We start from the raw sequence: 25,683 nt of genomic DNA on the forward strand, positions 1-25,683 counted from the left end.
GCGCGCGTGTCACCTGTGACGAGGCTGATTGAAGAGGTAGTACATCGCGCCTTAACGCTGGATGTCCACCCTTGACATAAAGAATCTCATCCGCAGGGGTTTCGGCCAGGGATTTTAGGCGGCCGTATACCCATAAATCCGGATACGAGGTGCATGGAAGGGCTTGCGTAAACTTGCGGCAAGGGCTTTCATGGTGCGGAAACCCGGGGGGAGATCCATGAGCATGTGGTGGCGTGACGCCGTGATCTACCAGGTCTACGTGCGCAGTTTCGCCGACGGCAACGGCGACGGCGTCGGTGACTTGATCGGCGCGCGCGATCGCCTGCCGTACCTGGTCGAGCTGGGGGTGGACGCCATCTGGCTGACCCCCTTCTACACCTCGCCGATGGCCGACTTCGGCTACGACGTGGCCGACTACCGGGACGTCGACCCGCTGTTCGGCTCCCTGGCCGACGCCAAGGCGCTCATCGACGAGGCCCACGGCCACGGCCTGCGCGTCATCGTGGACGTCGTGCCGAACCACACCTCGTCGGCGCACGCCTGGTTCCAGGCCGCGCTGCGCGGCGAGCGACGCGATCGTTACATCTTCCGCGACCGGCCCAACGACTGGGAGTCGATCTTCGGCGGCCCGGCCTGGACCCAGGTCGAGGACGGCCAGTGGTACCTGCACCTGTTCGACCCCGCCCAGCCCGACCTCAACTGGGACGACGAGGAGGTGCGCGGCGAGTTCGAGTCGATCCTGCGCTTCTGGCTCGACCTGGGCGTGGACGGCTTCCGCGTGGACGTGGCGCACGGCATGGTCAAACCGGCCGGCCTGCCCGACATCGGCCACGCGAACCAGACCAGGATGATCGGCCGCGAGCCGGTGCCGTACTTCGACAACGACGGCGTGCACGAGATCCACCGGGCCTGGCGGCGGGTGCTCGACTCCTACCCCGGCGAGCGCATCGGCGTGGCCGAGGCGTGGGCGCCCACCGCCGAACGCCTGGCCATGTACGTCCGGTCCAACGAGCTCCACCAGGCCTTCAACTTCCACTACCTGTTCACCCCGTGGGACGCCGCCGAGCTGCGCGCGGTGATCGACTCCTCGCTCGCCACGGCCGGCTCCGTGGGCGCGCCCACCACCTGGGTGTTGTCGAACCACGACGTCAAGCGGCACGTCACCCGCTACGGCAGCCTGGCCAGAGCCCGCGCCGCCGCGCTGCTGACCCTCGCGCTGCCCGGCTCGGCCTACGTCTACCAGGGCGACGAGCTGGGCCTTCCCGAGGTGCTCGACCTGCCGGCGGAGATGTGCCAGGACCCGCAGCGGCTGCGCGACCCCGACAGCGGGCGGGACGGCTGCCGCGTGCCGCTGCCGTGGACCCGCGAGCTCGGCTGGCGCGACCCGTGGCTGCCGATCCCGGCCGACTGGTCGCGGCTCAGCGTCCAGGCCCAGGACGGCGTCACGGGCTCCACCCTGGAGCTCTACCGCGCCGCGCTGCGCCTGCGCCGCTCCCTGGACGGCGACCTGGTCTGGCACGACTCGCCCGAGGGCACGCTGGTCTTCTCCCGCGGCGACGTGCTGTGCACCGTCAACCTGACCGGCGCCCCCGTCGACTTCGGCGTCGGGGGAGAGCTGCTGCTCGCCTCCGATGTCCCCGGAGCAGCCGATTCGGCCGCCTGGTGGAAAGTAAAGTGTGTTCCATGAACGGTCACGCTCGCCTAGCCGACATCGCCGCCCAGGCCGGGGTGAGTGAGGCCACGGTCAGCCGGGTGCTCAACGGCAAGCCCGGCGTCTCGGCAGGCACCCGGCAGGCGGTGATGACGGCCCTCGACCTCATGGGCTACGAGCGGCCGCCCCGGCTCAGGCAGCGCAGCAACGGGCTCATCGGGCTCGTGACGCCCGAGCTGGACAACCCGATCTTCCCGGCGTTCGCGCAGGCCATCGAGAAGGCGCTGACCCAGCACGGCTACACGCCCGTGCTGTGCACCCAGCTGCCCGGCGGCGCCCCTGAGGACGAGTTCACCGAGCTGCTGGTCGACCGCGGTGTCAGCGGCATCGTCTTCGTCTCCGGCCTGCACGCCGACACCACCGCCCGGATGGACCGCTACACCCGCCTGATCGACCGCGGCCTGCCGATCGTGCTGGTCGACGGCTACAGCGAGCACATCGACGCGCCCTTCATCTCGCCCGACGACCGCCTCGCGGCGCGGCTGGCCGTCCAGCACCTGGTCGACCTCGGCCACGAACGCGTCGGGCTCGCGCTCGGGCCGCGCCGGTTCGTCCCGGTGATCAGGAAGATCGAGGGCTACAAGCAGGCGATGGCCCATCTGCTCGGCGCCACCGACGTCGACGACCTGATCTCCCACTCGTTGTTCTCGGTCGAGGGCGGACAGGCCGCCGCCGCGCAGCTCCTGGCCCGCGGCTGCACCGGGATCGTGTGCGCGAGCGACCTGATGGCGCTCGGGGCGATCCGCGCCTGCCGGCAGAAGGGGCTGGCGGTGCCGGGCGACGTGTCGGTGGTCGGGTTCGACGACTCGCCGCTGATCGCGTTCACCGACCCGCCGCTCACCACCGTGCGCAAGCCGATCGGGGCGATGGCCTCGGCCGCCGTGCAGACGCTGCTGGAGGAGGTCAGCGGCGCGCCGGCCAAGCACGTCGAGCTGATCTTCCAGCCGGAGCTGGTCGTGCGCGGCTCCACCGGTTCCGGGCCGCTGGTCAACCGCTGATCCCGGACGCTCTCTGTGAAAGGTCGGCCGACCGATGACGCCTGACGTGCTGGTCCTCGGCGGGGCCGGGGTGGACACCACTGTCTACGTGCCCGCGCTGCCTCTGCCCTACCAGGACACCTACCACGTGCCGCCCGTCGTCGACCGCGTCGGGAACACCGGGGCCGGGGTCGCCCTCGGCTGCCACGCGCTGGGGCTCGGCGTCGCGTTCGCCGACCTCGTCGGCGACGACCCGCAGGGCGCGCTGATCCGGCACGCCCTGCGCGACATCGACTGCAGGTGGGGAGTGGCGCAGGCGGGCACCCGGCGCAGCGTGCTGCTCGTCGGCCCCGACGGGCGGCGCACCTCCCTGCACGATCCCAAGGTCACGCCGGGGGAGCGGCTGCCCCGCGAGCTGTACGCCGGTCCGCGACCCAGGCACGCGCACGTCTCGATCATGGACTTCTGCCGGCACGTCTATCCCGACCTCGACGGCGTCCCCATCTCCACCGACCTGCACGACTGGGACGGCGTCGCCGACTACCAGAAGGACTTCGCCTACGGCTCCGACCTGGTGTTCCTGTCGGCCACCGCCCTGGCCGACCCGGCGGCCACGATGCGCGACATCCTGGCCAGGGGGCGCGCCCACACGGTCGTCTGCACGCGGGGCGCGGACGGCTGCCTCGTCCTGACCCGCGACTCGGCCACCGTACGCGCCTTTCCCGCCGCGCCCCTGCCCGGCCCGGTGGCCGACAGCAACGGCGCGGGCGACGCCTTCGTCTCCGGCTTCCTGTACGGCCTCCTGAACGGCCGCCCGATCCTCGAGTGCGTCCGACTGGGCGCGGTCGCCGGCGCGCACGCGTGCACGGTCGAGGGCACCCACGAATCCCCGATCACCGAGAATCTGCTGCTCAGCAGGGCGTCCCAGCTCTGAGCGAGCGTGGCCGCGCCGAAGATTCGGTAGATTCGAGCCGAGAAGCCATGGATTGTGAGGCAAGAGTGTCGGACGAACGCGGCCCCCAGGAGACCAGCCGAGGAGGGCGGCCTCGCGCATGGATGATCGTGCTGGCCGTGGTGGTGCTCCTGGTCGATCAGGCGTCCAAGTTCTGGGCGATGTCGGCGTTGTCCGGCGGCGCGGAGATCACGGTGATCCCGCGGCTGCTCTCGTTGCGGCTGCTGCTCAACCCCGGCGCCGCGTTCTCCCTGGGAGAGGGCGTGACCTGGGTGTTCACCCTGGCCGCCGCCGGGGCGGTCGCCGGCATCCTGTACACGTCCCGGCGGCTGCGGTCGCCGGCCTGGGGTGTGGTGCTGGGCGCGCTGCTCGGCGGGGCCACCTCCCACCTGCTCGACCGCCTCTTCCGCCCGCCGGCGTTCGCCCAGGGGCATGTGGTGGACTTCATCGACTACGGCGGGCTGTTCGTCGGCAACGTCGCCGACATCGCCCTGACCGGCGGGTGCGCGCTGCTGTTCCTGCTCAGCGTCCGCGGGATTCAGCTGGGGGACGCTCCCGGCGAGGAACGCCTGCCCTCGGCGTCCTCGGCGTCCTCGGCGTCTTCGGCAGAGGACCGTGCTTGATCGGCCCTGCTTGATCGGACCTGCCTGAGGCCGGGCGGCGGTGGGCCGCCGCCCGGTCTCCGGTGCGGGTCAGTTCCAGGGGCAGGGGTTGTTGCAGGCGGTGTAGGTCACCGTGCAGTCGGACCAGAAGAAGATCCGCTTGTAGTAGCTGCCGCCGCAGTGGTCGCACCAGGTCTGGTACGTGCAACCGGCGTCGGCGGTCGTCCGGGGGAGGACACGGGCGAGCACCCGCTCCGCGAGCTTGACCATGACAGTTGTCCTTTCCTCACCTTTCCTCACCGCCCGGCGGGACGCCGGCGCGGAGTCTTCGGCAGGTGGCCCACGACCACGCCCAGCAGCTGCCGGGCGGGCACGTAGCCGAACCTGCGGGAATCGAGGCTGATCGGCCGGTTGTCACCGAGCACGACCAGCTGTCCGGGCGGGACGACGTGCTCCGGCCGGGTCGCCAGCGCGGGCACCTCGGCCCGCGGCACCGGATCCCCCGGCACCGCCACCGCCCGCTTCACCAGCCAGGACGCGCCCGGCTCCGCAGCCACCACCACAAGCCGCCCCGGACGCACCCCGTCCAGGGAGGACCGGCGCACCAGCACCCGGTCGCCGTGCCACAGCGTGGGCTCCATGCTCCGCCCGCGCACGGTCACCGCGAGAAAGCGCACCCGCAACAAGAGCACCAGCACACCCCCGGCCACGACGACGCCCCCGACGATGGCCACGACGGCGTTGACGACTCCGATCACGGCGCCCCCGGGCACAGCCGCCATGGCGTGAACGGCCGTCGCCATCGGCTCGGCGTTGAGGATCGCCGCCATGGGCATGGCGTGGAGGATCGTCGCCATGGGCAGGGCGTTGAGGATCGTCGCCATGGGCAGGGCGTTGAGGATCGTCGCCATGGGCAGGGCGTTGAGGATCGTCGCCATGGCCACGGCGTTGAGGATCGCCACCGTGGGCAGGGCGTTGAGGACCGTCGCCACCGGAGCAGCGGCCTGGGTGGTCAGCGCGGCGATCACCGGACGCCTGCCGGCGCGTAGCCGCGGGCCTGGGTCGCGAACAGCTCGGCGTACCGGCCGCCCGCCCGCAGCAGCTCCTCGTGAGTGCCGCGCTCGACGACCTGCCCGTCGGCCAGCACGGCGATCGTGTCGGCGTCGCGTACCGTGCTCAGCCGGTGGGAGATCAGCAGCGTCGTCCGTCCCGCGCGGTGCTCGCGCAGGACGGTGTGCACCTCGTGCTCGGCGGCGGGGTCGAGACCGGCGTTCGGCTCGTCCAGGATCATCAGCTCGGGACGGTCTCGCAGCAGCCCCCTGGCCAGCGCGATCCGCTGCCACTGCCCGCCCGACAGGGTGACACCGGACTGCTCGTCGTCGGAGAACATCCTGGTGAGCAGCGTGTCGTAGCCGCGTGGCAGCGCCCGCACCATCGCGTCGGCGCCCGCGCGCACGGCCGCCGCCTCGACCCGCCCCCGCCCGGCCCGCAGGTCACCGACCGCGATGTTCTCGGCCGCGCTGAGGTCGTAGGCGGCGAAGTCCTGGAACACCGCGCCGAGGCGTTCGCGCAGCGCGGCCGGGTCGAGCTCACGCAGGTCGACGCCGTCCCAGAAGATCGCGCCGCGCTCGGGGTCGTAGAACCGGCACAGCAGCTTGACCAGCGTGGACTTGCCCGCCCCGTTGAGCCCGACCAGCGCCAGCGACCGTCCGGCGGGGATGTCGAGATCGACACCGCGCAACACCCACGGCTGATCGGCCCCGTACCGAAACCACACCCCTCGCACCACAACGCCCCGCTCCAGCTCAAACTCCGGCACCACGTCACCCCGCTCCCGCCCCGTGTCGCTCCGCTCCGGCCCCCGCTTCGGCTCAGGCTCCGGCACCGTCTCGCCCCGCTCCCGCCCCGTAATGTCGCGCTCCGGCGCCGTGTCGCTCCGCTCCGGCCCCCGCTTTGGCCCCGGCTTCGGCTCAGGCTTCGGCACCGTGACGCCCCGCTCCCGCAGCCCCACCCTGACGCCCTGCTTCCGCTCCCGCACTGTGATGCCCTGCTCCGGCTCGCCCTCGCCCTCGCCCTCTCGCTCTCGCTCTCGAGACGTCGGCCGCTGCCGCTGCCGCGTCAGGCCGCGCGGTGCCCCGGTCGGGGGCGTCAGGTCGGGGACGGTGTTCAGCACCGCCCGGTAGTGACCGAAGAGCAGCAGCGCCTCGTGCGCGGCGGCGAGGTTGCGCACGCCGGCCGCCAGCCCACCCTGCGTGCCCGCCACCGCCGCGACGAACACCGACAGATCGCCCACCGACGCCCGCCCGGCGACCGCCTCCGCCACGATCCACACCAGCCCCGCCCCCCAGATGGCAGCGGCCAGCAGCGCCTGCCCGCTCTGCCCCCGAAGCTGCCGGACCGCCATCCGCCGCCGCTCGGCGTCGACCGCCCTCAGCTCGGTCAGCATCCGTTCGCGGAAGAAGTCCCCGAGCCCGAACAGGCGGATCTCCTTGGCCGCATGCGGCATGCTCAGCAGCCGGGCGAAGAACATCTCCCGGCGCTGCCCGTGCCCCGTGCTCCGCATGACCTTGGCCTGCTCCCGTCCCAGCCGCAGGTGCACGCGGAGCAACGGCAGCGCCGCGACGGCGACGAGGACCGCGACAGCCGGGCTCACCCCGACCAGCGTGACCAGGAACCCCGCCGTCATGATCCCGGCCTGCGCCAGCCCGAGCGCGCTGGTCACCACCCGGCCGGGGCCCGAACTGCCGGCCCGCTCGGCCAGGTGCAGCCGGTCCTGGAACGCGGGATCCTCCAGCCGGGCGAGACCGGGCAGCGCGTTCACGGCCGTGTAGAGCCGGTCGCGGACGAGCAGCCCGACCCGCCGCTCGAACTCGGCCTCAGCGAAACCCGTCACGTACGGCCCCGTCCCGGCGACCGCGGCCAGCACCAGCAGCGCGGCGACGTACGGAGCCAACCCCGCCATCGTCGTCGCCCGCCCAGCCACCTCGTCCAGGACGAGCTTGGTGCACCATGCGGTGAGCACCGGCGCAATGCCCGTCGCCGCGGTCAGCACAGCCTGCAGCAGGACGTACCACCGACCCGCCTCCCAAGCCACCACCACCGCCTCCCCAAGCACCCCCAACCCCGTCCCCCACCCCGGCCTCGCCTCCGCCCCCGCCCCTGACCCAGACCCCGACCTCGCCCCTGCCTCCGCCCTCGTCCCGGCCCCTGACCCCGACCTCGCCCCTGCCTCCGCCCTCGTCCCGGCCCCTGACCCCGACCTCGCCCCTGCCTCCGCCCCTGACCCCGACCTCGCGCTTGACCTTGACTTCGCCCCGAGCTCCGGCGCCGCCCCGGTACCGGGCGTTGCCCCGCCTTCTGACCTCCGCCCTGCCACCAACCTCGCGTCTGACCGTGATCTCGACCCGGGCCTCGGCCTCGCCCCGCCTCCTGGCGTTGCCCCGGCCCCTGACCTCGGCCCGAGCTCCGGCGCCGCCCCGGGCCCCGGCTGTGTCTCCGCCGCAGGCTCGGGTCTTGCCTCTGACTGTGCCTCCGGCCGCGTCTCCGGCCGCCCAAGGCTGCCGTCGCTCGGGCTCACACCGGCTCCGCGGTGGGCAGGGCGGCGGGCTCGGTACCCGAACCGGTGATCACGCCACGGTCGTCCAGAAGGTAGAAGGCAGGCAGACCGCGCAACCCGAACGCGCGCCACACCGGTCCCTCCGCCTCCTCCTCGACCACCACCCTGGCCGCTGGCCGGAGCCTGGCGGCCAGCTCCTCGACCTCGCCGGGCGCGCCGATGAGCACCGCGAGCACCTCGTCCCTGCGGAACCGGCCCCGGCGTACGTAGTCCAGGAGGTCAGGCAGGCGCTCGCCGCACAGCGAACACGCGGGGCTGAAGAAACCGACCAGGCGCACGCCGGCGGCGTCCACGACCTCGCCCTCCTGCGTCGTGGCCGCGAACGACGAGGGCACTGCCCCGGGCGGGAGCACCGGCAGGGGGATCCGTCCCGGCGCGGGCCCAGCGCCGTGGGCGTCGCCGCCGCCGCGTAGTCGGACGACGAGCGCCAACAGCAGCAGAAGGTTCAGCACACTCAGCACGGTGACGAAGATGATCAAGTACGTCATCGGAACACGCTCCTGAGATCGTCGATCTTGATGAGCAACAGTGCTGCGACGGCTCCGGCGAGCCCCGCGACGACGCTCTGCTCCATCTCCGGCGGCGCGCCGGTGGCAAGCCCGAGGACGCTCACGCCGGTGAGCAGCGCATTCCTGACGAGGTGCACCGGCTCAAGGTCGCGCGGCGGGCCTCCGAAGCAGAGGCAGGGTGCAGGCGTACGCCGGGCCACCGTGAGCGCGACGGCCCCCGTGAGGATCGCGCTCACCGCCGTCGCCAGGGCGAACCCGTACCAGGTCGTCCCCGGAGCCACCAGCAGGACGACGACCGCCGACTCGACCACCACCACCCCACCCGCGACCCACGCCCGCCACCGCCGGCCGACGAGCCGGCTCCCCTCCAGTGACCGCGCGAAGGCAGGCAGGTCGCGCGCCTTGCCCACGACCGCGGCGCCGAACACCACGACCAGGGCGACGCCACATCCGACGGCGAGAACGTCCATGCGCCGAACCGTAGAAAACCGGCACCTCGGATTTACTGGCAAGCTTCTTAACTATTTGCCAATATGTCCACCAGGCACTCGGGGCGCCTGCGGCAGGCAACCGGCAGAAATCGCGGCAGGTATGGCGGTGAGAGCACGGCGGGCACCACGACAGGAACCAGGGCGGCAACCACGGAGGGGACCGCAGTGGGAATCACGGCGGGGACCGGACTGGTGACCTACATGAGACCGCAGTGGGGACTGGGGTGGGGACCAACGCGGGGACCGCAGTGGGGACTGAAGTGGGGACCAAGGCGGAGACCGCAATGGGAATCAACGGTAGGAACCACGGCGGGAATCACGGCATGGACCAAGGGGGGACCACGATGAGAACCCAGGTAGTTACCACGGTGAGAACCCAGGTGGGGACCACGGCAGGAGCCCCGTCGAGAACCAAGATGGAATCCGAAGCGGGGACCATGGCAGGAGCCACGCTGAGAGCCAGAGCAGGAGTCGCAACAGGTTCCGCAGTGGGTACTACGGCAGGAGCCACGCTGAGAGCCAGAGCAGGAGTCGCAACAGGTACCGCGGTGGGCACTACGGCAGGAATCGCGGCGGGATCCATATGAGCTCGGGCGGTGAGGCACTCCGGCGCAGGCGGGTGGCGGCGGGATTGAGCCAGCGCGAACTGGCCGCCCGCGCCGGGATCGCCGTGCGCACCCTGCGCGACATCGAACGCGGACACGTCAGCCGCCCACAACGCGCCTCCCTGGAACGCCTGGTCGCCGTCCTGCCTCTGACGGATCCCGACCGGGCCGACCTGCTGGCCGCCTTCGAACGCGCTGCGCCGCGGCCACCGTGGATCGGCGTGCTCGGCCCGCTCTCCGTCCGCCGCGGCGGCATCGAACTGGACGTGGGCGCGGCCATGCCCCGGGCCCTGCTCGGCCTTCTGGCGCTGCACGCCGGGCGGCCGGTCACGGTCGACGAGATCGTGGACATCCTGTGGGAGGACCGGCCGCCGCGCACGTACGACAACCTCATCCACGTGTACGCGACCCGGCTGCGCGCGGCGCTGGGCAAGGAGGCGATCCAGCGGACGCCCGCCGGCTACCTCCTCGCGCTCCCCACCTCCTCCCTCGACCTGACCACCTTCGAAGCACTGACCACCCGCCCCGGCGCCGCTCTGGACGTCGCCACCTTGCAGGCGCTGACCGCCCACCGCGGTGCCGCTCTGAACTTCGCCGCCTTGGAGGCGCTAACCCTCCATCCCGATGCCCTCCCCGCGACCTCCTCGGCCCTCACCGCCGGGGAGCCATTGCAGCCCCGCACCGCTGGATTTCCCGCCGCCTCCCCGGATCCCGCAACGTGGGAGGCGTTGACCGCCGGGCCAGATGTGCTGCCCGACACCGCTCCAGACCTTGCCACCCAGGGGCCGCTAAGCCTGCCCCCTCACCCCACCTCGTCGCCGGACCCTGCCACCACGGACGCGCTCACCGCACGCTTCGACGCGCTCACCAATGCCTCATCGGATCTGGCGGCTTTACAGGCATTGGCGGCTCGTGTCGGTGCATTGCCGGGTACACCTTCGGATTCGGCGACATTGCAGGCCTTGATCGCTCGCGCCGGTGCGCTTCCAGGCGCGTCCTTGGACCTGGCGACCTTGGAAGCGTTGACCGCCCGCCTCCCAGACTCCCCGAACAGCACCACCCCCGAGGCGCTGACCGCTCGCCGTCGTGGCGACGGCGCTCCCATCGGAGCCGACCGGCGGATCCCGCCGTGGGACGCCGTGCTCGCCGCGGCGCTCGCATGCTGGCGCGGCCCCGTGCTGGCCGGTTCTCCCAGTCGTCTGCGTGAACACCCCGTCGCTGTCGCCGCCGCCAGGAAGCGGGTCGCCGCGGCACTGGCCTATGCCGATGCCGCCCCCAGCGCTGGGCCGGAGGTGGTGGCCGCCCTGTGGCGGGTGGTGCACGACGAGCCACTGCACGAGGGGCTTGCCGCCAGGCTGATGACCGCGCTGGCCGAGCAGGGCGAGCAAGCCGCGGCCCTTCGCCTGTACGGGGAGATACGGGCCAGGCTGGCCGAGGAACTGGACGTGGAGCCGGGGGACGACCTTCGCAGAGCGCGCGAGCGCATCCTCACCCGCCCGCCCGAGGTGCCGGCAGGACGGTCGCCGGAACGAGTGGTGACCGTACCCGCACAACTGCCCGCCGCCGTGGCGGCCTTCACCGGCCGTGCCACCGCGCTGCGCCGCCTGGACAGGCTCCTCGAAGGGCGGGACGAGACGTCCATGGTCGCCGTCCTCACCGGTACGGCGGGCGTCGGCAAGACGGCGCTGGCCGTGCACTGGGCGCACCGCGCCCGCGACCGGTTCCCCGACGGCCAGCTCTACGTCAACCTGCGTGGATACGCCGCCGCGCATCCGCTCGGCCCCCTCGACGCGCTCGCCCGCTTCCTGCACGCGCTCGGCGTGCCGCCCGAGCAGGTCCCCGGAGACCCTGACGAGGCCGCCGCCCTCTACCGCACGATGCTGGCGGGCAAACGGGTGCTGGTCGTGCTGGACAACGCCTCGGACTCCCGTCAGGTGCGCCCGCTGCTGCCCGGCGGAGCGGGCCCGGCCACGCTCATCACGAGCAGGGACACCCTGGCCGGCCTGGTCGCGCTCGACGGCGCCCGGGTGCTCCCGCTGCCGGCGCTCACCGAGGGGGAGTGCCGCGACCTGCTGGGCCGTCTGCTCGGACGCCCCCAGGTCAGGGCCGAGCCTCAAGCGGTGTCCGAGCTGGCGTCCCTGTGTGCCCACCTCCCGCTCGCCCTGCGCATCGCCGCCGCCAACCTCCTCAGCACGCTCGCCACCCACACCGCCCTCAGGCAGACCGCACGGCCCACCCACCGACCCCATAGCCAGCCCAACGCCGGACCCGGCGCCCAGCCACACGCTCAGTCCAACGTCGGCCCCAGCACTCAGCCACACGCTCAGCCCAGGGTCGGACCCCACGCCGAGCTTCACGCCCAGCCCAACGCCGATCCCTACACCGGGCCGAACGCCGAGCCCGATGCCCGACCCACCGCTGAGCGCAATGCCGAACCCACTGCTCGACCCCTCGCTCCGCCTGATGCGCACCCGCTCGCCGGTCCCATAGCCCGGTACGTGCAGCGCTTGCGCGCGGGCAACCGGCTGGACGCGCTCCAGATCCCCGGCGACGTCGAATCGGCTGTGCGGACCGCGTTCCACTTCTCCTACGCCGCACTCCCGCCTGCCGCGCAACGCCTGTTCCGGCTTCTCGGCCTGATCCCCGGCCCTGACATCACCGTCCCCGCCATGGCCGCGCTCCTGGCGACCACCGAGGAGGAGGCCGAGGCGCTGGCGGCCGTCCTGCGCGCGGCGAGCCTGTTGGAGGAGTACGTACCAGGCCGGTTCGCCCAGCACGACCTGCTGAGACTGTGCGCCGCCGAGTATGCGCGCGACGAGCACGCCGAGTTGCTCCGCCTGCACCGCCACTACCTCGACCAGGCGGACGCCGCGGCACGCACGCTCTACCCGCAGTTCCTGCGGTTGCCCGTCGCGCCCGCCGCCGAGCGCTTCCCTGACCACGCCGCCGCGTCCGGCTGGCTCGACGCCGAACTGCCCAACCTGCTCGCCACGGTGACCCACACCGCCGAGCACGGCCCGTACGAGGCGGCCTGGCTCATCGCCGACACCCTGCGCGGCTACTTCTTCATGCGCCACCAGGTGGCGGAGTGGCGCACGATGGGCAACACCGGCCTGGCGGCAGCCAGAGCGGCGGGCGAGCTGCGGGCGCAGGTCGCGCTGCTGCTCAGCCTGGCCGGGCTGAACGGCTTCCAGGGGCGCCAGCAGCAGGCGCTCGACCACTACGCGGAGGCCATGCGCCTGGCGGAGGAGACCAGCTGGCACGAGGCGCTCACCGCGGCCCTGTGCAACGCCGGCGCCACGTACGCCGACCTGGGCATGCTGCGCGAGGCCGTCGCCCACCTCGAACGCGCCCTCATGCTGAACGAGGCCATCGCCCACACCCCCGCCCAGGCCGTCAACCTGGGCAACCTCGGCTGCCTCTACCTGGAGATGGGACGCCTCCACGACGCCGAGACCAGCCTGCACCGCTCGCTGGCGCTGTGCCGCGAGTTGGAGCACCGGGCCAGCGAGGCGAACGGTCTGGCCATCATGGGCGAGGTCCTGCACGGCCTGGACCGGCTGCCCGAGGCCCGTGACACCCTCCTGTCCGCGCTGGACCTGCACCGGGAGGTGGGCAACCGTGGCAACGAGGCCGACACACTGCGCAACCTGGCCGCGGTCGAACGTGACGACGGCAACCTCGACCAAGCGCTCAAGCTGGCCGTCACGGCACTCGACGCCTCCCACCAGACCGGACACCGCAGGCTCGTCGCGGACACCTTGCACACCCTCGGCCTCGTCCACCTCGCGCTCGGCGACGTGGACGCCGCGCTCGACCACCACCTGCGGGCGCTGGAGCTGGCCAGGACGGCGGGCAATCGCTACCCGGAGACGAAGGCGTTGCTCGGCCTCGCCGCCGGAGAGAGCCTTCGCGGCGCGCGCGAACCGGCGCTCCGCCACGCCGGGCTGGCCCTGGCGCTGGCCCGCGCCGCCGGGTATCGCCTGCACGAGGGCCTGGCGTTGTCCCTGCGGGCCAGCATCAGCGAAGACGCCGGCGACGCGCGCAGAGCGGCGGAGCTCTTCACGGAACTCGGCCTCACAGCGAAGTGCTGGCAACGCGCTCTCCTCCCTTCGACCTGAACCCACCGCCCCTTCTGCCTTCCGATCTGGCCTGACCCGGAGTCATGGTCGGGGCGTGATGTGCCAGATCGTGTTTCCTGCGTCGTCCGCGACCAGTAGGCGGCCGTTCTTGCCCGTGATCACGCCGACCGGTCGGCCGTACGTGGTGCTCTCGTCCGGGGCCGGCTTGAAGCCGGTCAGGAAGTCCTGGGGCTTGGCGCTGGGCATGCCGTTCTTGAAGGGGACGTACACGACCTTGTAGCCGACCGGATCGCCGCGGTTCCAGGAGCCGTGTTCGGTGATGAAGGCGCCGCCGCGGTAGGCCTCGGGGAACGTGGGGCTCTCGGAGAAGGCCAGACCGAGGGGAGCCGTGTGAGCGCCGAGGGCGTAGTCGGGGCGGAGAGCACGAGCCACCATCTCGGGACGCGGTGGCTGGACCCGCTCGTCCACGTGCTTCCCCCAATAGCTCCACGGCCAGCCGTAGAAGTCACCTGGGCGTACGCGTGTGAGGTAATCAGGTGCGGCGTCGTCGCCCAGGAGGTCGCGTTCGTTGACAACTGTCCAGAGTGTTCTGGACTGCGGTTCGAGAGCCAGGCCATTGGGGTTTCTGAGGCCGGAGGCGAAAATGCGCTCGCCGCTGCCGTCAGGGTTGATCTCCAGGATGGCGGCGCGCCGTCGCTCGGCCTCCAGGCCATGTTCGCCCGCGTTACTGGACGAGCCGACCGTGACGTAGAGCTTGGTACCGTCAGGGGCCGCGACAAGGTTACGGGTCCAGTGGTTGTTGTAGCCGCCGGCCGGCAGGTCGAGGATCTTCTTCCCGGGGGCGGTGACACGGGTTTCACCCAGCTTGTACGGAAAGCGCCAGACGCCGTCCGTGCCCGCGACGTAGAAGGCCGCCTGGGTACCGTTCGGAGCCGCCGGGCCGAGCGTGTACGGCGCGGACGCGGCGAGCAGCGCCATCCCGAACGGCTGGTTGAGGTTCTCCAGGAACACGCTGCGGAAGTCGGCCACGCCGTCGCCGTCGGTGTCGCGCAGCAGCGTGATCCGGTTGGCGCTGCGTTCGGTGGTCGAGCCGTCGTTGCGGCGCAGCCAGGAGAACAGCCCCATGATCGGGGACTCCGGGTCTTTGGGCAGGGTGGCCGACTCGGCCACGAGCACGTCGCCGTTGGGCAACTCGTAGAGCCAGCGGGGATGCTCCAGCTCGCCCGCGAACCGGGTGACCGTGAACCCGGCCGGTGCCTTCGGCGCTCTGCCGGAGGGCCAGCCGACCACGTCGGGGGCGTTGACCTTCGGGATGGGGAACGTCTCGCGCTCCCCGAGCTCGGGCTCGGAGCCCAGGTGGGCGGCTGTCTGTGGGACTCCGCCCCGGTTCACCGCGTAGGCCGCGCCGGCCACCGCGAGGACCATGAGCAGGAGCAGCACAAGCAGGGCTCGGAGCAGGGTCCGGCGTCTTGGGCGGCGCGAGGCCGTCACCGGCGCTGTCACTTCGGAGGTCGTGGACACAGGTGTGTCTCCCCGTGGGCGGCTGATCGTTGATGGATGACTGGACGGCACGTAAGAACGGCAGCCAAGGATCCTCTCCCCTCGGATAAGCTGTCCGGAGTTAACGGCCGTTAGATTTCTAACATGTGTTAAGCGCGAGGTCAATTCTGATGCTCACCCGTCACAAGATCCTGGAAGCCGGCCTGGAGGTCCTCGAGGCGGACGGCGCCCACGGGATCAGCATGCGTAAGCTGGCCAAACGTCTCGATGTGACGGCGACGGCGATCTATCACTACTTCGACGGACGCGAGTCGCTGCTGGAGGCCATCGTGGACGAGGTGTGCAGCAAGATCGTCTCTCAGGCTCCCCGTGAAGGGGGATGGAAGGATCAGCTGCGCGGGCTCATGGCTTCGATGGTCAGGCAGTCGCTGGAACATCCCAGAGCCTCCGTCTGGTCCATCACCACGTACGCCCGACGCGCGCCCGTGATGAGCCTCCACGAGGCCATCTTCGGGATCCTCTTGGATGCGGGCTTCCCTCCTGACCAGGCGGATCACGTGAAGGGGGCGGTGCTGCGCGTGTGCGTCGGGCATCTCGTCCTGCACGAGGCCGCCGCAAGGGACTGGACCGAGCTGCCGGCCGACAGGTATCCGCACTATCACGCGGTCGAGGCCGCCCGGCTGCGGGCCGATCAGGTCGAACACTTCAAATTCGCGCTCGACGCCGTCCTCGCCGGGTTGCCCGACCCGAGCCATGAAGGCGAATCCCCAGCTTGACTGCCCTTGGGGCATGCCCTCGCGCGATGTGGCCGCCCAGTGAACCCGGTAGCAGGGCAAGTTAACGAGTGTTAGAGTTCTGCTCGGCTCCGCAGCCAGCCGCGTGGAGCCAGGGAGGGGAAGGGGGCGTCCCGATGGGGGGAGGCGTGGCCATGACCGGAGGTTTCCCGCTGGGGGAGGAGGTCGAAGGCGGTTCGAGTCGCGGGCGAGGGGTAAGGCAGCCGTTGGCGCGGACGCGGCCCAGGAACGCCTTCGAGGTGCAGCGTGACCGAGAGCAGCAACGGATTAACGACCGCCGGACACAGAGCCCAGGTGCGCAAGGCCGCGACGGCCAGCGTGGTCGGCACCGCCATCGAGTGGTACGACTTCTTTCTCTACAACACGGCCGCCGCGGTGGTCTTCGCCGAGGTCTTCTTCCCGAAGTCAACGCCGTACGCGGGCACGCTCGCGGCCTTCGCGACCAACGCCGTGGGCTTCGCGGCCCGGCCCGTGGGGGCGGCGATCTTCGGGCATTGGGGCGACCGCATCGGCAGGAAGGCGACCCTCATCGTCACCCTGCTGACGATGGGCGTGGCCAGTGCCCTCATCGGCGTGCTGCCGGGCACCGACAGCATCGGCATCGCCGCGCCGATCATCCTGGTGGTCCTGCGCGTCCTGCAGGGCATCGCGGTGGGCGGCGAGTGGAGCGGGTCGGTGCTGCTGTCGATGGAGTGGGGCGACCAGCGCAGGCGTGGGCTCATGGCGAGCTGGCCGCAGGCGGGCGTGCCCATCGGGCTGATCCTCGGCACCGGCGCGATGTCGCTGCTGGCCGCCACGACGGGCGACACCTTCAAGGACTGGGGTTGGCGGGTCCCGTTCCTGGCCAGCTTGGTGCTGGTGGCGGTCGGGCTGTGGGTGCGGCTGAAGGTGCTGGAGACCCCGATGTTCGCGCGGGTGCTGGAGCGGGGGCAGGTGGCCAGGCTCCCGGTTGTCGAGGTGCTGCGCAGGCATCCGAAGGAGGTGGTGCTCAGCGCGTTGCTGCGGGTGTCGGAGCAGATGCCGTTCTACCTCTACACGACGTTCGCCATCACGTACGTGACCCAGCAGCTCGGCCTGTCCCGAACGGTCGCGTTGTCAGCGGTGACGTGCGCGGCGGCGGTGGAGCTGGTCGCGATCCCGTTCTTCGGGCACCTGAGCGACCGTGTCGGCCGCCGGCTCGTCTACGCGACCGGCGCAGCGTTGCTGGCGGTGGTGGCGTTCCCGTACTTCGTGCTGCTCAACACCGGCGTCGTGCTGGTGGTCTTCCTCACGATCATGATCACGCAGATCCAGCACGCCATGGAGTACGGCCCGCAGGCCTCGCTCATCGCCGAGAGCTTTCCGACCAGCCTCAGGTACGGCGGTGCGGGTCTCGGCTATCAGCTCGCCTCGATCATCGCCGGCGGCCCGGCGCCGCTGATCGCGACATGGTTGCTGCACGACTACGGCTGGCAGGCGATAGCCATCTTCATGATCGTCGGTGCGGTGGTCGGGTTCGCCGCCGTGCTGGCTCTGCCCGACCGATCCAGGATCGACATCTCCCAGCCTTCCGCCTACAAGACGACCTGATCGGTCCTTCTCTTGTCATTCATGACGTGATAGCACCGTTGACGGATCCAGAACGACGGGAGATGGGCGAGTCATGAGCGTCGTAGTGTGCGGTGAGGCCATGCTCCTGATGCTGGCCGAGCCCGGCATCCCGTTGGAGCGTGCCACGGTCTTCCGTCGCTCCATCGCGGGCGCGGAGTCGAACGTGGCCGCGGGGCTTGCCAGGCTGGGCCATGACGTGCGCTGGCTCGGGCGGGTCGGCGCGGACCCGGCGGGTCGGGCGGTCCTGTCCATGCTCCGAGCCGAGGGCGTCGACACCCGGCACGCGATCATCGACCCTGGTGCGCCGACCGGTCTGCTGGTCCGCGACAGTCATCCCTTCCGGGCCATCGACGTGCAGTACTACCGTTCCGGAGCCGCCGCGTCCAGGCTGAGGCCGGAAGAGCTGACGCCGGAGACGGTGAGCGGTGCGAAGATCGTCCACGTCACGGGCATCACTCCGATGTTGTCGGATTCCGCGCACCTGGCGACCCTGCGGCTGCTGGAACTGGCCGGGCAGGCCGGAGCGCTCGTCTCCATCGACCCGAACATCCGATACAAGCTGGGCGAGCCCGCGGCGTGGCGCGAGCGGGTGGCGCCGCTCCTGACCAGGGCGGACGTTGTGCTGGCCGGCGAGGACGAACTTGACCTGCTCCACGTCGACCCGGCGGCGCTGCCCGGCCTCACCGTGGTCAAGCACCGGGACAAGTCCGCCACGTGCGCGGGCCTGCGGCAGGAGGCGTTCACGGTGCCGGTGGCCGATCCCGTGGGAGCGGGGGACGGCTTCGCCGCCGGGTTCCTGTCGGGGATGTTGCGCGGCGAGTCGTACGAGGTGTGCCTGCGTGAGGCGGCGGCGGTCGCGGCACTCGTCGTCCAGTGCGCCGCCGACACCGACGGCCTTCCGGACCGGCCGGGCCTGGACCGCGCCTTGGCCGCCTTCACCGGGCACGCCGAAACGGTCCATCGATAGTCCGCGAACCAGCTGAGATTCTTCCCCGCCAAGAGTGCAATCGCCGAAGCGCAGCCGCTGTTGATCACTGATTCATCGAAGTCGTTTGCTACCAAGCGCGAGCCTGTCGAAGACGGTCCGGTACGAAGCTCGAATCCGTCGCCGCCGGAGGTTCGTGACGCTGATGCCGGCCTGCTGATGATGGGCGCGGCGACGAGGGCCGGCGCCAACTGGCCTCTCGCGCCGTAAGAGCCCGTCGCGGACGAGCGAACGTGAATCGCGAGTCTGCTGGAGGGTTTGTCCGGATAGGGGGAAGGCCGCCATGTCGGCGCCTTGATGAACGGGGGATCCGAAGACGGTATGCCGAAGACGGTATGCCGGAGGCAGGGAGCAGGTGGAGGGCTGTTGGTTCGAAGAGCGTGCATGCGGAAAGCGGCCACCGAGGGACGCGAGCCTCGGGCGAAGGGACCTGTTCCAGGTTGACGCGATTGAAAGACATTCCGACGGCAGACCGGCAAGTGCGGCGGAGGCGGTTCGCCTGAAGGTGGGCATGCGAGAAACGGTTCGTCTGTGGGGCGATGAGTTCAAGGCTGAGGCGGGCATGCGCGAGACGGTCCGTCCGTGAGGTGACGAGTTCAGGGCTGAGGCGAGCATGCGAGAGGTGAGTCCGTGCATGAGCTGACGAGCTCGGGGCGAAGACGGTTCGTGGGGATGCGGGCGGGGCGTTGGCCGGGGCCGGCGGGGATCTTGCGTCACCACTGAGGGCGGCTCGCCGTAGCCGTTCGCCGGCGAGGAAACCGAAGGAAGGAAGTCATGTACCGCTGGGAGATCGTCCAGGCTGTCACGGAGCAACGCGTGTTCGGCATCGTCAGAGCGGCCACGCCCGAGGCGGCGCTGACGTCGGCCGAGGCCGTGCTGGATGCCGGATTGCGTGCCGTCGAGGTCGCGCTCACCACGCCCCGTGCCCTCAGCGCCGTGGCAAGGCTCACCGAGCAGCGGCCCGACGCGCTGGTCGGAGCGGGGACCGTCCTCGACCCGGCCGCCGCCAGGGCCGCCGTGGAGGCCGGCGCGCGCTTCCTGGTCTCGCCCAGCCTGCAGCCTGAGGTGATCCGCGCCGGGCACCGCTACGGCGTGCCGGTCTTCCCGGGCGTGGCGACCCCGACCGAGATCGTTCGTGCCCTGGAAGAGGGGGCGGACGCGGTCAAGATCTTTCCGGCGTCGGGTGTTTCGCCGTCCTGGCTGCGGGACGTGCGGGCTGCCCTTCCTCAGGCGCCCGCGATCCCCACCGGCGGCGTGACCGTGGACGATGCGCCGGAGTGGATCGCGGCCGGCGCCGTGGCCTGCGGCATGGGCTCGGCGCTGACTTCGGGCGGCCCTGGTGCCGCGGGGGAACGCGTCGCGGCGCTGCTGGCCGGGCTGGCGAGGGCCCGATGAGCGTGGAGACGCTACGGGGCCTGCACGGGCAGGTGCTCGACGCGGTCGGCAGGTCGCTGGCGGGCGGGGAGATCCGTGCGGGGCAGGTGCTGCGCCTGGAGGACGTCCAGGAGCGGTACGGGGTTTCCCGGACCGTCGCGCGCGAGGCCGTCCGCGTACTGGAGTCGAAGCGCGTGGTCACCAGCCGTCCTCGTGTCGGGGTCACCGTACGGCCGATGAGCGCCTGGAACCTTTATGATCCCCAGGTGATCCGCTGGCGGCTGGCCTCGCCGGGGCGTGAGGCGCAGCTGCGTGAGCTGGCCGAGCTGCGCGCCGCGGTCGAGCCTGCCGCCGCCGCGCTGGCCGCGTCCAGGCCCGACCCCCGCATGCAGGACGAGCTCGCCACCCACGCCCGTGCCATGGACGCCGCCGCTCGCGAGGGTGACAGCCAGGCCTACGTCAGGGCAGACGCCGCTTTCCACCGGGTGCTGCTGACCGCGTCGGGCAACGGCATGTTCGCCCAGCTCGCCGAGGTGACCGAGGTGCTGCTCGAAGCCAGGCGCGAGCTGCTGCTCCTGCCCGAACGCCTGGAGACGGCCGCCATCGGACTCCACCACGAGATCGCCGAAGCGGTTGCCGCCGGGCGGGCGACCGAGGCGGCGCAGGCCGCCGCAGACATTGTCGAACGGGCCCGCGCCGAGGTCGAGCAGATCCTGGCAGACACCCGAGAGCACGTCACGGAGGTTCCCCGATGAGCGTCGCCGTCCACGTCGGCCCTGAGCCGGTGTCCGTGTTGGTCGACGCCGTACGGCGGTCGGGCGGCAGCGTCGTGCCGCTGGAGGACGCCGAGGCGATCGTCTACTGCGGGCGCGGCGGCCCCGAGGAACTGCGGTCCATGATCCATGACGGCATCCGGTGGGTGCAGCTGCCCGCGGCGGGCGTCGAGCGGTACGCCGAGGCCGGAGTGATCACTGAGGAGCCCGTCTTCACCGCCGCCACCGGCTCCTACGGCGTGCCCGTCGCCGAACACGCGCTCGCACTCATGCTGGGCGCGGCCCGCAATCTGCCCCGGCTGGCCAGAGCCACCGAGTGGGGGAGGAACGAGTCGAGGGAGTTCGCCGGCTCGACGGTTGCGATCATCGGCTGCGGGGGCATCGGGCGTGCGCTCATCAGGATGCTGGAGCCGTTCGGCTGTCCGGTGATCGCGGTCACTGACAGCGGCCGGGCGCCCGGTGCGCACCGAATCCTGCCCCGTGCCCGTTATCGGGAGGCGTTGCCGGAGGCCGCGTACGTCGTCCTCGCCGCTGCGACCACGCCGAGCACCAAGGGCATGATCGGTGTTCCCGAGCTTGAGCTCATGCGTACGGACGCCTGGCTGGTCAACATCGCCCGGGGCGCGCTAGTCGTGACCGACGACCTGGTGACGGCGCTACAAGAGGGGCGGATCGGTGGTGCCGCGCTGGACGTCACCGATCCGGAGCCGCTGCCGTCCGGGCACCCGTTGTGGCACATGGAGAACGTACTGATCACGCCGCATACGGCGAATCCGCCGTCGTCCTACTGGCGTGGCCTGGCCGACCGCGTGGCCGCGAACGTGCGCCACTTCGCCGACGGCGCCCCGATGGAAGGGGTGGTGTCGCCGGAGCAGGGGTTCTGAGGGGGCAGGGCTCTGGGCATCATCGGAAACGGGGGCAGTGCCCTTGTCGCGCGTCGTGCCGTCTTGTCCGGAGTCCTGCCCTTCGACTGACGCCGCCATTACGTCGTCGATGGACCAAGGCCCGGTGGAGAGGGCTTGGCGTGGGGCGGGTGGTCGGTGCGGGGTGGTGATGCGTGGCGGTGCAGAGGGGGCCGGTTTGCTGGGGTCTGAGGATTGGTTCTTGCTTAGCCCAGGGTTGCTCGGGCTTCGGCGCTTAGGTTTGAGCCGCTGGGTTGGCCCAGGGTTGCTTGGGCTCCGGCGCCCAGGTTTGAGCCGCTGGGTTTGCCCAGGGCTATTTGGGCTTCGGTGCTTAGGTCTGGGCCGCCTGGGTTGGCCCGGGGTTGTTTGGGTTTTGGTGCTCGGGTTTGCGTTGTTGGTCAGCTCAGGGCTACTCGGGCTCCGGCGCTCAGGCCTGAATCGTGTACCTCGAGGCCCGCCGGCTCGGCGCTTTTCGGCAGGTCGAACACCAGCGTGCCGGTGAAGGACTGGCCGGGGGCGATACGGACCGGGGTGATCTCGGTGCCGCTCTTGTCCAGGAGCTTGCTGCCGCCGTGCAGGGTCTCGTCCTCGTCGATCAGCTTCTGCTGGCCGGGGTAGAGGACTCGGGCGTCGGGGCCGACGTTGTTCACCTTCACCGTGACCTGGCAGGTGCGACGGGAGGCGGACTTCGCGGGTTGGGGGCACTTTGTGCCGGTTACCGCGAACTTCAGCTTTCCGTCCTGTACCGGGCCTTCCTCGCCTATGGCGGGGGAGCGGAAGATCCAGGCCAGGGTGGCCAGGACCACCACGAACAGGACGATCACGATCACCAGCGCGGTCATGCAGCCGGTGAACACGCCGCGCTTGCGGCGCGGAGGCGCGTACCCGGGCAGCGGTCCCTGGCCCGTGGTGTGCGGCGGTAGCGGTCCCTGGCCGGTGGCCTGGTGATGGGGGAGCGGGATGTTCCCGGTCCGGTCCACGGGGGGCGGCATCTGGGGCGCGCGAGGCCCCGGGTGCTCCGTGGGGGCGGGCATGGGCGGCCGGGGGCCCGTGCGCTCGGCCGGGGAGGGCATCTGCGGCGGACGCGGTCCGGTGCGCTCGGCGGGCGACGGCATGGGGGACTGCTGCCCGGGGTGCTCCATGCCCGAAGGCATCGGGGGCCGGTGCCCCATGTGCTCCGGGCCGGAGGGCATGTGTGGCCGCTGGTCCATGTGCTCCGCGGCGGCAGGCATGGGCGGGCGGGGGCCGGTGCGTTCGGCTGGGGAGGGCATGTGCGGCGGACGCATGCCGGTGTGCTCGGTTGCGGGTGGCATCTGGGCGGCGTGTGGCGCCGCGGGGTCGGCCGCGGGCGGGGTCTGCGGTGTGTTTGGCCCGGGGTGGTCTGCCGGGGTGAGCATGGGCGGGCGGGGGCCGGTGCGTTCGGCTGGGGAGGGCATGTGCGGCGGACGCGGGCCCGTGCGCTCGGCGGAAGGCGGCATCGCGGCGCCCGCCCCCGTGCGTTCGGCTGCGGGGGGCGCCGGAGGGTGGGATTCCGTGCGTTCAGCCGGGGGTGGCATCGGAACGGGGGATCCCGTGCGTTCAGCCGCGGGGGGCATGGGGGAGCGGGACCCCGTCCGGTCGCTGGAAGGTGGCATCGGGGGGCGAGAGCCCGACGGGGAGGGCATCGGAGGGCGGGGCCCCGTGCGCTCCGCAGGGGGAAGCAGGTGTGGCGAGCCCGTGTGTTCCGCTGGTGAAGGTAGGGGCGGGGGGCCCGTGCGTTCGGCGGGTGGGGGCAGGTGTGGGGGGCCGGTGCGTTCGGCGGGTGGGGGAGTGTGGCCGAGGGGGCGGAACTCCGAGGCGTCCCATGCGTTCGTCAGGTGTTCGGTGGCTGCCAGTTGGGCCGCGGGCTCGTCGGCCGCGCCCACCAGTTCCAGCAGGAGCTGCTTGGCCGCGGGCCGGCGCGCGGGGTCGGGGTGGATGGCCGCGGCGACCAGCCGGTCCAGGGGGGCGGGCAGGCCGCGCAGGTCCGGCGGCGCGGTACGGGCCCGCGCGGCCATCACGTACGCGTCCCCCTCGCCGAACGGATGCCCGCCGAGCCCCGCGTACGCGATCAGCGAGCCCCAGGCGAACACGTCGCCGGCCGGGCTGGTGCGCCCCTCGAAGACCTGCTCGGGAGCGATCCATCCGGGCGTGCCCATCACCATGCCGGCGTTCGTGTGCCGGGAGTCGACGTGCGTGGAGCGCGCCAGGCCGAAGTCGATCACCCGCGGCCCGGCCAGCGTCAGCATGACGTTGGCCGGCTTGAGGTCGCGGTGGACGAGCCCCGCGGCGTGGATGGCGGTCAGTGCCGCCGCCACGCCCACGGCCGCCGAGTGCAGCACCGACGGCGGCAGCGCGCCGTGCTCGATCAGCTGGTCTTCCAGCGAGATGCCGTCGATGTACTCGGTGACCAGGTAGAGCACTCCGCGGTCCTCGCCGTGGTCGAGCACCCGCGCGGTGCAGAACGAGGCCACCTTGCGCGCGTTGGACACCTCTTCGTGGAAACGCGCCCGGTAGACCGGGTCGGCCGTGAAGTCACGCCTGATGGCCTTGAGTGCCACCTTGACCCCGTCGGCGCCCCTGGCGAGGTAGACGGTGCCCATGCCGCCCGAGCCGAGACGGCTCAACAGCTCGTAGGGGCCGATCGCCGGCGGATCCTCAGGCTTCAGCGGAGTGCCTGCCGAGCGCCCCACGGTCGCCGTCCTCTCGCCGTCGTCATCCCGTCGCAAACCGAACCGTTTCTTCCGCCGGTACGCCTTTTTCCACCCCAGACTCTAACGGAGAAGCCGCGGCCCGGTGGCGACGAAGCCCGGTCAGCTCTGGCCTGGACGCCGCTTCAGCGGGCGCATCGTCACCCGCAGGCGGGCGGCGTTCAGCGTCTGGGGCAGCAGGCGGTGCGGAGACAGCGGCCGGCCGGATGCCTTGGGGCGGGCCGAGGCCAGGATCCCGCCCAGGAAGGCCGTGCCGACGCCGAGCATCAGGTGCACGCCGTCGCAGCGCGGCAGGGCCCACCATTCGCCGGCGGCGGTGCCGTCGAGCCAGATCTCGGGGGCGAAGGAGTCGGCGTAGTGCAGGCGGGGGCTGCGCTGGTGGGTGGCGAACGGGAGGATCACGTGGGTGCCGGTCGGCACCGGGACGCCGTACCAGTCGGTCTCCTCGGTGGTGAGGCGGGACAGGGCCGGGACCGGCGGCCACAGACGCAGGCCCTCGCGCAGGCAGGCGCGCAGGTAGTCGGGGTCGGCGCGGGCGCACTTGCGCTGGACGGGGTAGGTGGCCAGCAGCGCGAGGGTGCGCATGAGGCTGGCGGCGGTCACGCTGAAGCCGAGCAGCCAGAACGCCGCCTGCCGCAGGCCGCGCGCCTCCGGGCCGCTGGTCTCGGCGAGCAGGCCGGCGAGGGTGCCGGGCTCGGCGCGGCGCAGGTGGTCGAGGATGCGGGCGTCGTAGCGGCCGGACAGGATCTCCTGACGGCGTCTGGCCCGCCCCCTGCCCGCCCGTCTGACCTGGGCGAGCAGGGCGCTCAGCTCCTCGTCGCCGGCCGCGCCCGCGCCGTAGACGCATCGCCGTGCCACCCGCTGCCAGCACGACTCCAGCCGGGCGTAGTCGATCACGCCGTCCGTCAGCGCCGTCGCCTCCTGCCGGGCCACCTCCGCGAACGCCGGCCGCAGCACGTCGTAGGGCAGGCCGGCGGCCCGTTCGCGCACGGTGGGGGCGAAGGCGGGCTCCGACAACACGCGTTCGGCGTCCCGCTGGGACAGCACCACCAGCGCCGTGCGGCGCGGGCCGCGGACGAGCACGGGACGGCCGCCGTACCGCACGTGCAGGCCGGTCAGCAGAGCACGGGAGCGCAGCAGGTCGAGGCCGGCCGTCGCGTGCGGCGTGCCCGGCGGCAGGAGGGCGCCGGCCAGGCGCAGGCTCTCCAGCACGGTGGCCCTGTGCAGGCCTCTAGGCACGCGTGGCCTCCGCGTTCCCGGCCGGCGCCCGCGTGCCCGGGATCGTCCGTGCCCGCCCATTCCCGGTCGGCGCTCGCGTGCCCGGGGTCGTCCGGGCCTCGGCGTGCTCGGCCGGCGCCCGCGTGCCTGGGGTTGTCCGTGCCTCCCTGTCTCCCGCCGGCGCTCGCGTGCCGGGGGGCGTCCGGGCCTGACCTTGGTAGGCCGCGGGCGCCTCCTCGGTGGCCGGAACGGGAAGGAAGTTCATGGGGTCAT

General features: G+C 71.8%; 19 protein-coding genes. 11 read left to right on the plus strand and 8 right to left on the minus strand.

The features are described 5' to 3' along the window. The first annotated feature begins 217 nt into the window (after positions 1-217). The 4 genes from ABZ459_RS12100 (at position 218) to ABZ459_RS12115 (ending at position 4,263) form a co-directional block, all read left to right on the plus strand. Positions 218-1,687 (plus strand): glycoside hydrolase family 13 protein, encoded by a 1,470-nt coding sequence (locus tag ABZ459_RS12100; protein WP_357969234.1) that lies wholly within the window; start codon positions 218-220, stop codon positions 1,685-1,687. Next, positions 1,684-2,709, plus strand: coding sequence for a LacI family DNA-binding transcriptional regulator (locus tag ABZ459_RS12105; protein ID WP_352328468.1), 1,026 nt, complete (start codon positions 1,684-1,686; stop codon positions 2,707-2,709). Before ABZ459_RS12100 ends, ABZ459_RS12105 begins: the two co-directional genes overlap by 4 nt. 34 nt (positions 2,710-2,743) lie before the next feature. Continuing rightward, a complete protein-coding gene (locus ABZ459_RS12110) occupies positions 2,744-3,622 on the plus strand; it encodes a PfkB family carbohydrate kinase (protein WP_357969236.1) in 879 nt (292 codons plus the stop codon). 122 nt (positions 3,623-3,744) lie between these two features. Then, complete coding sequence (locus ABZ459_RS12115; RefSeq protein ID WP_357969238.1) at positions 3,745-4,263, plus strand: signal peptidase II; 519 nt, start codon at positions 3,745-3,747, stop codon at positions 4,261-4,263. Between the two features lie 69 nt (positions 4,264-4,332). Here the strand turns inward: ABZ459_RS12115 and ABZ459_RS12120 are convergent, their stop codons facing one another. From ABZ459_RS12120 to ABZ459_RS12140, 5 genes are all read right to left on the minus strand, one after another. Further along, positions 4,333-4,512: a hypothetical protein gene (locus ABZ459_RS12120; protein WP_357969241.1), complete on the minus strand. Its 180-nt coding sequence runs from the start codon at positions 4,510-4,512 to the stop codon at positions 4,333-4,335. 26 nt (positions 4,513-4,538) lie between these two features. Then, entirely contained in the window at positions 4,539-5,270 is a 732-nt protein-coding gene (locus ABZ459_RS12125; RefSeq protein WP_357969242.1) for a S26 family signal peptidase, read from the minus strand. Continuing rightward, positions 5,267-7,339, minus strand: coding sequence for an ATP-binding cassette domain-containing protein (locus ABZ459_RS12130; RefSeq protein WP_357969245.1), 2,073 nt, complete (start codon positions 7,337-7,339; stop codon positions 5,267-5,269). Before ABZ459_RS12130 ends, ABZ459_RS12125 begins: the two co-directional genes overlap by 4 nt. Before the next feature lie 476 nt (positions 7,340-7,815). Beyond that, positions 7,816-8,346, minus strand: a complete 531-nt coding sequence (locus ABZ459_RS12135) for a hypothetical protein (protein WP_357969246.1) — start codon at positions 8,344-8,346, stop codon at positions 7,816-7,818. Continuing rightward, positions 8,343-8,837 (minus strand): MauE/DoxX family redox-associated membrane protein, encoded by a 495-nt coding sequence (locus ABZ459_RS12140; RefSeq protein ID WP_357969249.1) that lies wholly within the window; start codon positions 8,835-8,837, stop codon positions 8,343-8,345. The genes ABZ459_RS12135 and ABZ459_RS12140 overlap by 4 nt, the downstream gene beginning before the upstream one ends. A gap of 604 nt (positions 8,838-9,441) precedes the next feature. On the opposite strand from ABZ459_RS12140, the gene ABZ459_RS12145 reads away from it, so the two are divergent. Then, a complete protein-coding gene (locus ABZ459_RS12145; RefSeq protein ID WP_357969251.1) occupies positions 9,442-13,584 on the plus strand; it encodes a tetratricopeptide repeat protein in 4,143 nt (1,380 codons plus the stop codon). Positions 13,585-13,626: 42 nt separating this feature from the next. On the opposite strand, the gene ABZ459_RS12150 is transcribed toward ABZ459_RS12145, so the two are convergent. Beyond that, positions 13,627-14,985 carry a sorbosone dehydrogenase family protein gene (locus ABZ459_RS12150; protein ID WP_357969252.1) on the minus strand — a complete coding sequence of 453 codons (1,359 nt, stop codon included), beginning with the start codon at positions 14,983-14,985 and terminating at the stop codon, positions 13,627-13,629. A 230-nt stretch (positions 14,986-15,215) separates the two neighbouring features. Between ABZ459_RS12150 and ABZ459_RS12155 the strand changes: the two genes are divergently transcribed. The 6 genes from ABZ459_RS12155 (at position 15,216) to ABZ459_RS12180 (ending at position 21,445) form a co-directional block, all read left to right on the plus strand. After that, positions 15,216-15,821, plus strand: a complete 606-nt coding sequence (locus ABZ459_RS12155) for a TetR/AcrR family transcriptional regulator (protein WP_357969255.1) — start codon at positions 15,216-15,218, stop codon at positions 15,819-15,821. 264 nt (positions 15,822-16,085) lie between these two features. Further along, positions 16,086-17,408, plus strand: coding sequence for an MFS transporter (locus tag ABZ459_RS12160; protein WP_357969258.1), 1,323 nt, complete (start codon positions 16,086-16,088; stop codon positions 17,406-17,408). A gap of 73 nt (positions 17,409-17,481) precedes the next feature. Further along, positions 17,482-18,396, plus strand: coding sequence for a sugar kinase (locus ABZ459_RS12165; protein ID WP_357969259.1), 915 nt, complete (start codon positions 17,482-17,484; stop codon positions 18,394-18,396). Between the two features lie 792 nt (positions 18,397-19,188). Continuing rightward, positions 19,189-19,809 (plus strand): bifunctional 4-hydroxy-2-oxoglutarate aldolase/2-dehydro-3-deoxy-phosphogluconate aldolase, encoded by a 621-nt coding sequence (locus ABZ459_RS12170; protein ID WP_357969262.1) that lies wholly within the window; start codon positions 19,189-19,191, stop codon positions 19,807-19,809. Continuing rightward, positions 19,806-20,543 carry an FCD domain-containing protein gene (locus ABZ459_RS12175; protein WP_357969265.1) on the plus strand — a complete coding sequence of 246 codons (738 nt, stop codon included), beginning with the start codon at positions 19,806-19,808 and terminating at the stop codon, positions 20,541-20,543. The genes ABZ459_RS12170 and ABZ459_RS12175 overlap by 4 nt, the downstream gene beginning before the upstream one ends. After that, entirely contained in the window at positions 20,540-21,445 is a 906-nt protein-coding gene (locus ABZ459_RS12180) for a D-isomer specific 2-hydroxyacid dehydrogenase family protein (protein WP_357969268.1), read from the plus strand. The genes ABZ459_RS12175 and ABZ459_RS12180 overlap by 4 nt, the downstream gene beginning before the upstream one ends. Before the next feature lie 416 nt (positions 21,446-21,861). Here ABZ459_RS12180 and ABZ459_RS12185 read toward each other — a convergent pair whose 3' ends face one another. Beyond that, positions 21,862-24,174 (minus strand): protein kinase, encoded by a 2,313-nt coding sequence (locus ABZ459_RS12185; RefSeq protein ID WP_357969271.1) that lies wholly within the window; start codon positions 24,172-24,174, stop codon positions 21,862-21,864. Between the two features lie 120 nt (positions 24,175-24,294). Beyond that, on the minus strand, positions 24,295-25,431 hold the full coding sequence (locus tag ABZ459_RS12190) for a cytochrome P450 (RefSeq protein WP_357969274.1): 1,137 nt from the start codon (positions 25,429-25,431) through the stop codon (positions 24,295-24,297). Positions 25,432-25,683 lie beyond the last annotated feature (252 nt).

Origin of the sequence: Nonomuraea sp. NPDC005692, assembly GCF_040631115.1 — a bacterium.
GTDB lineage: Bacteria > Actinomycetota > Actinomycetes > Streptosporangiales > Streptosporangiaceae > Nonomuraea.

Bases quoted from the DNA above. Each gene is read 5' to 3' on its own strand.
- ABZ459_RS12100 (WP_357969234.1), top strand. From the start codon at position 218: ATGAGCATGTGGTGGCGTGACGCCGTGATCTACCAGGTCTACGTGCGC.
- ABZ459_RS12135 (WP_357969246.1), bottom strand. From the start codon at position 8,346: ATGACGTACTTGATCATCTTCGTCACCGTGCTGAGTGTGCTGAACCTT.
- ABZ459_RS12115 (WP_357969238.1), top strand. From the start codon at position 3,745: ATGATCGTGCTGGCCGTGGTGGTGCTCCTGGTCGATCAGGCGTCCAAG.
- ABZ459_RS12170 (WP_357969262.1), top strand. From the start codon at position 19,189: ATGTACCGCTGGGAGATCGTCCAGGCTGTCACGGAGCAACGCGTGTTC.
- ABZ459_RS12120 (WP_357969241.1), bottom strand. From the start codon at position 4,512: ATGGTCAAGCTCGCGGAGCGGGTGCTCGCCCGTGTCCTCCCCCGGACG.
- ABZ459_RS12165 (WP_357969259.1), top strand. From the start codon at position 17,482: ATGAGCGTCGTAGTGTGCGGTGAGGCCATGCTCCTGATGCTGGCCGAG.
- ABZ459_RS12145 (WP_357969251.1), top strand. From the start codon at position 9,442: ATGAGCTCGGGCGGTGAGGCACTCCGGCGCAGGCGGGTGGCGGCGGGA.
- ABZ459_RS12155 (WP_357969255.1), top strand. From the start codon at position 15,216: ATGCTCACCCGTCACAAGATCCTGGAAGCCGGCCTGGAGGTCCTCGAG.
- ABZ459_RS12180 (WP_357969268.1), top strand. From the start codon at position 20,540: ATGAGCGTCGCCGTCCACGTCGGCCCTGAGCCGGTGTCCGTGTTGGTC.
- ABZ459_RS12175 (WP_357969265.1), top strand. From the start codon at position 19,806: ATGAGCGTGGAGACGCTACGGGGCCTGCACGGGCAGGTGCTCGACGCG.
- ABZ459_RS12110 (WP_357969236.1), top strand. From the start codon at position 2,744: ATGACGCCTGACGTGCTGGTCCTCGGCGGGGCCGGGGTGGACACCACT.
- ABZ459_RS12105 (WP_352328468.1), top strand. From the start codon at position 1,684: ATGAACGGTCACGCTCGCCTAGCCGACATCGCCGCCCAGGCCGGGGTG.
- ABZ459_RS12140 (WP_357969249.1), bottom strand. From the start codon at position 8,837: ATGGACGTTCTCGCCGTCGGATGTGGCGTCGCCCTGGTCGTGGTGTTC.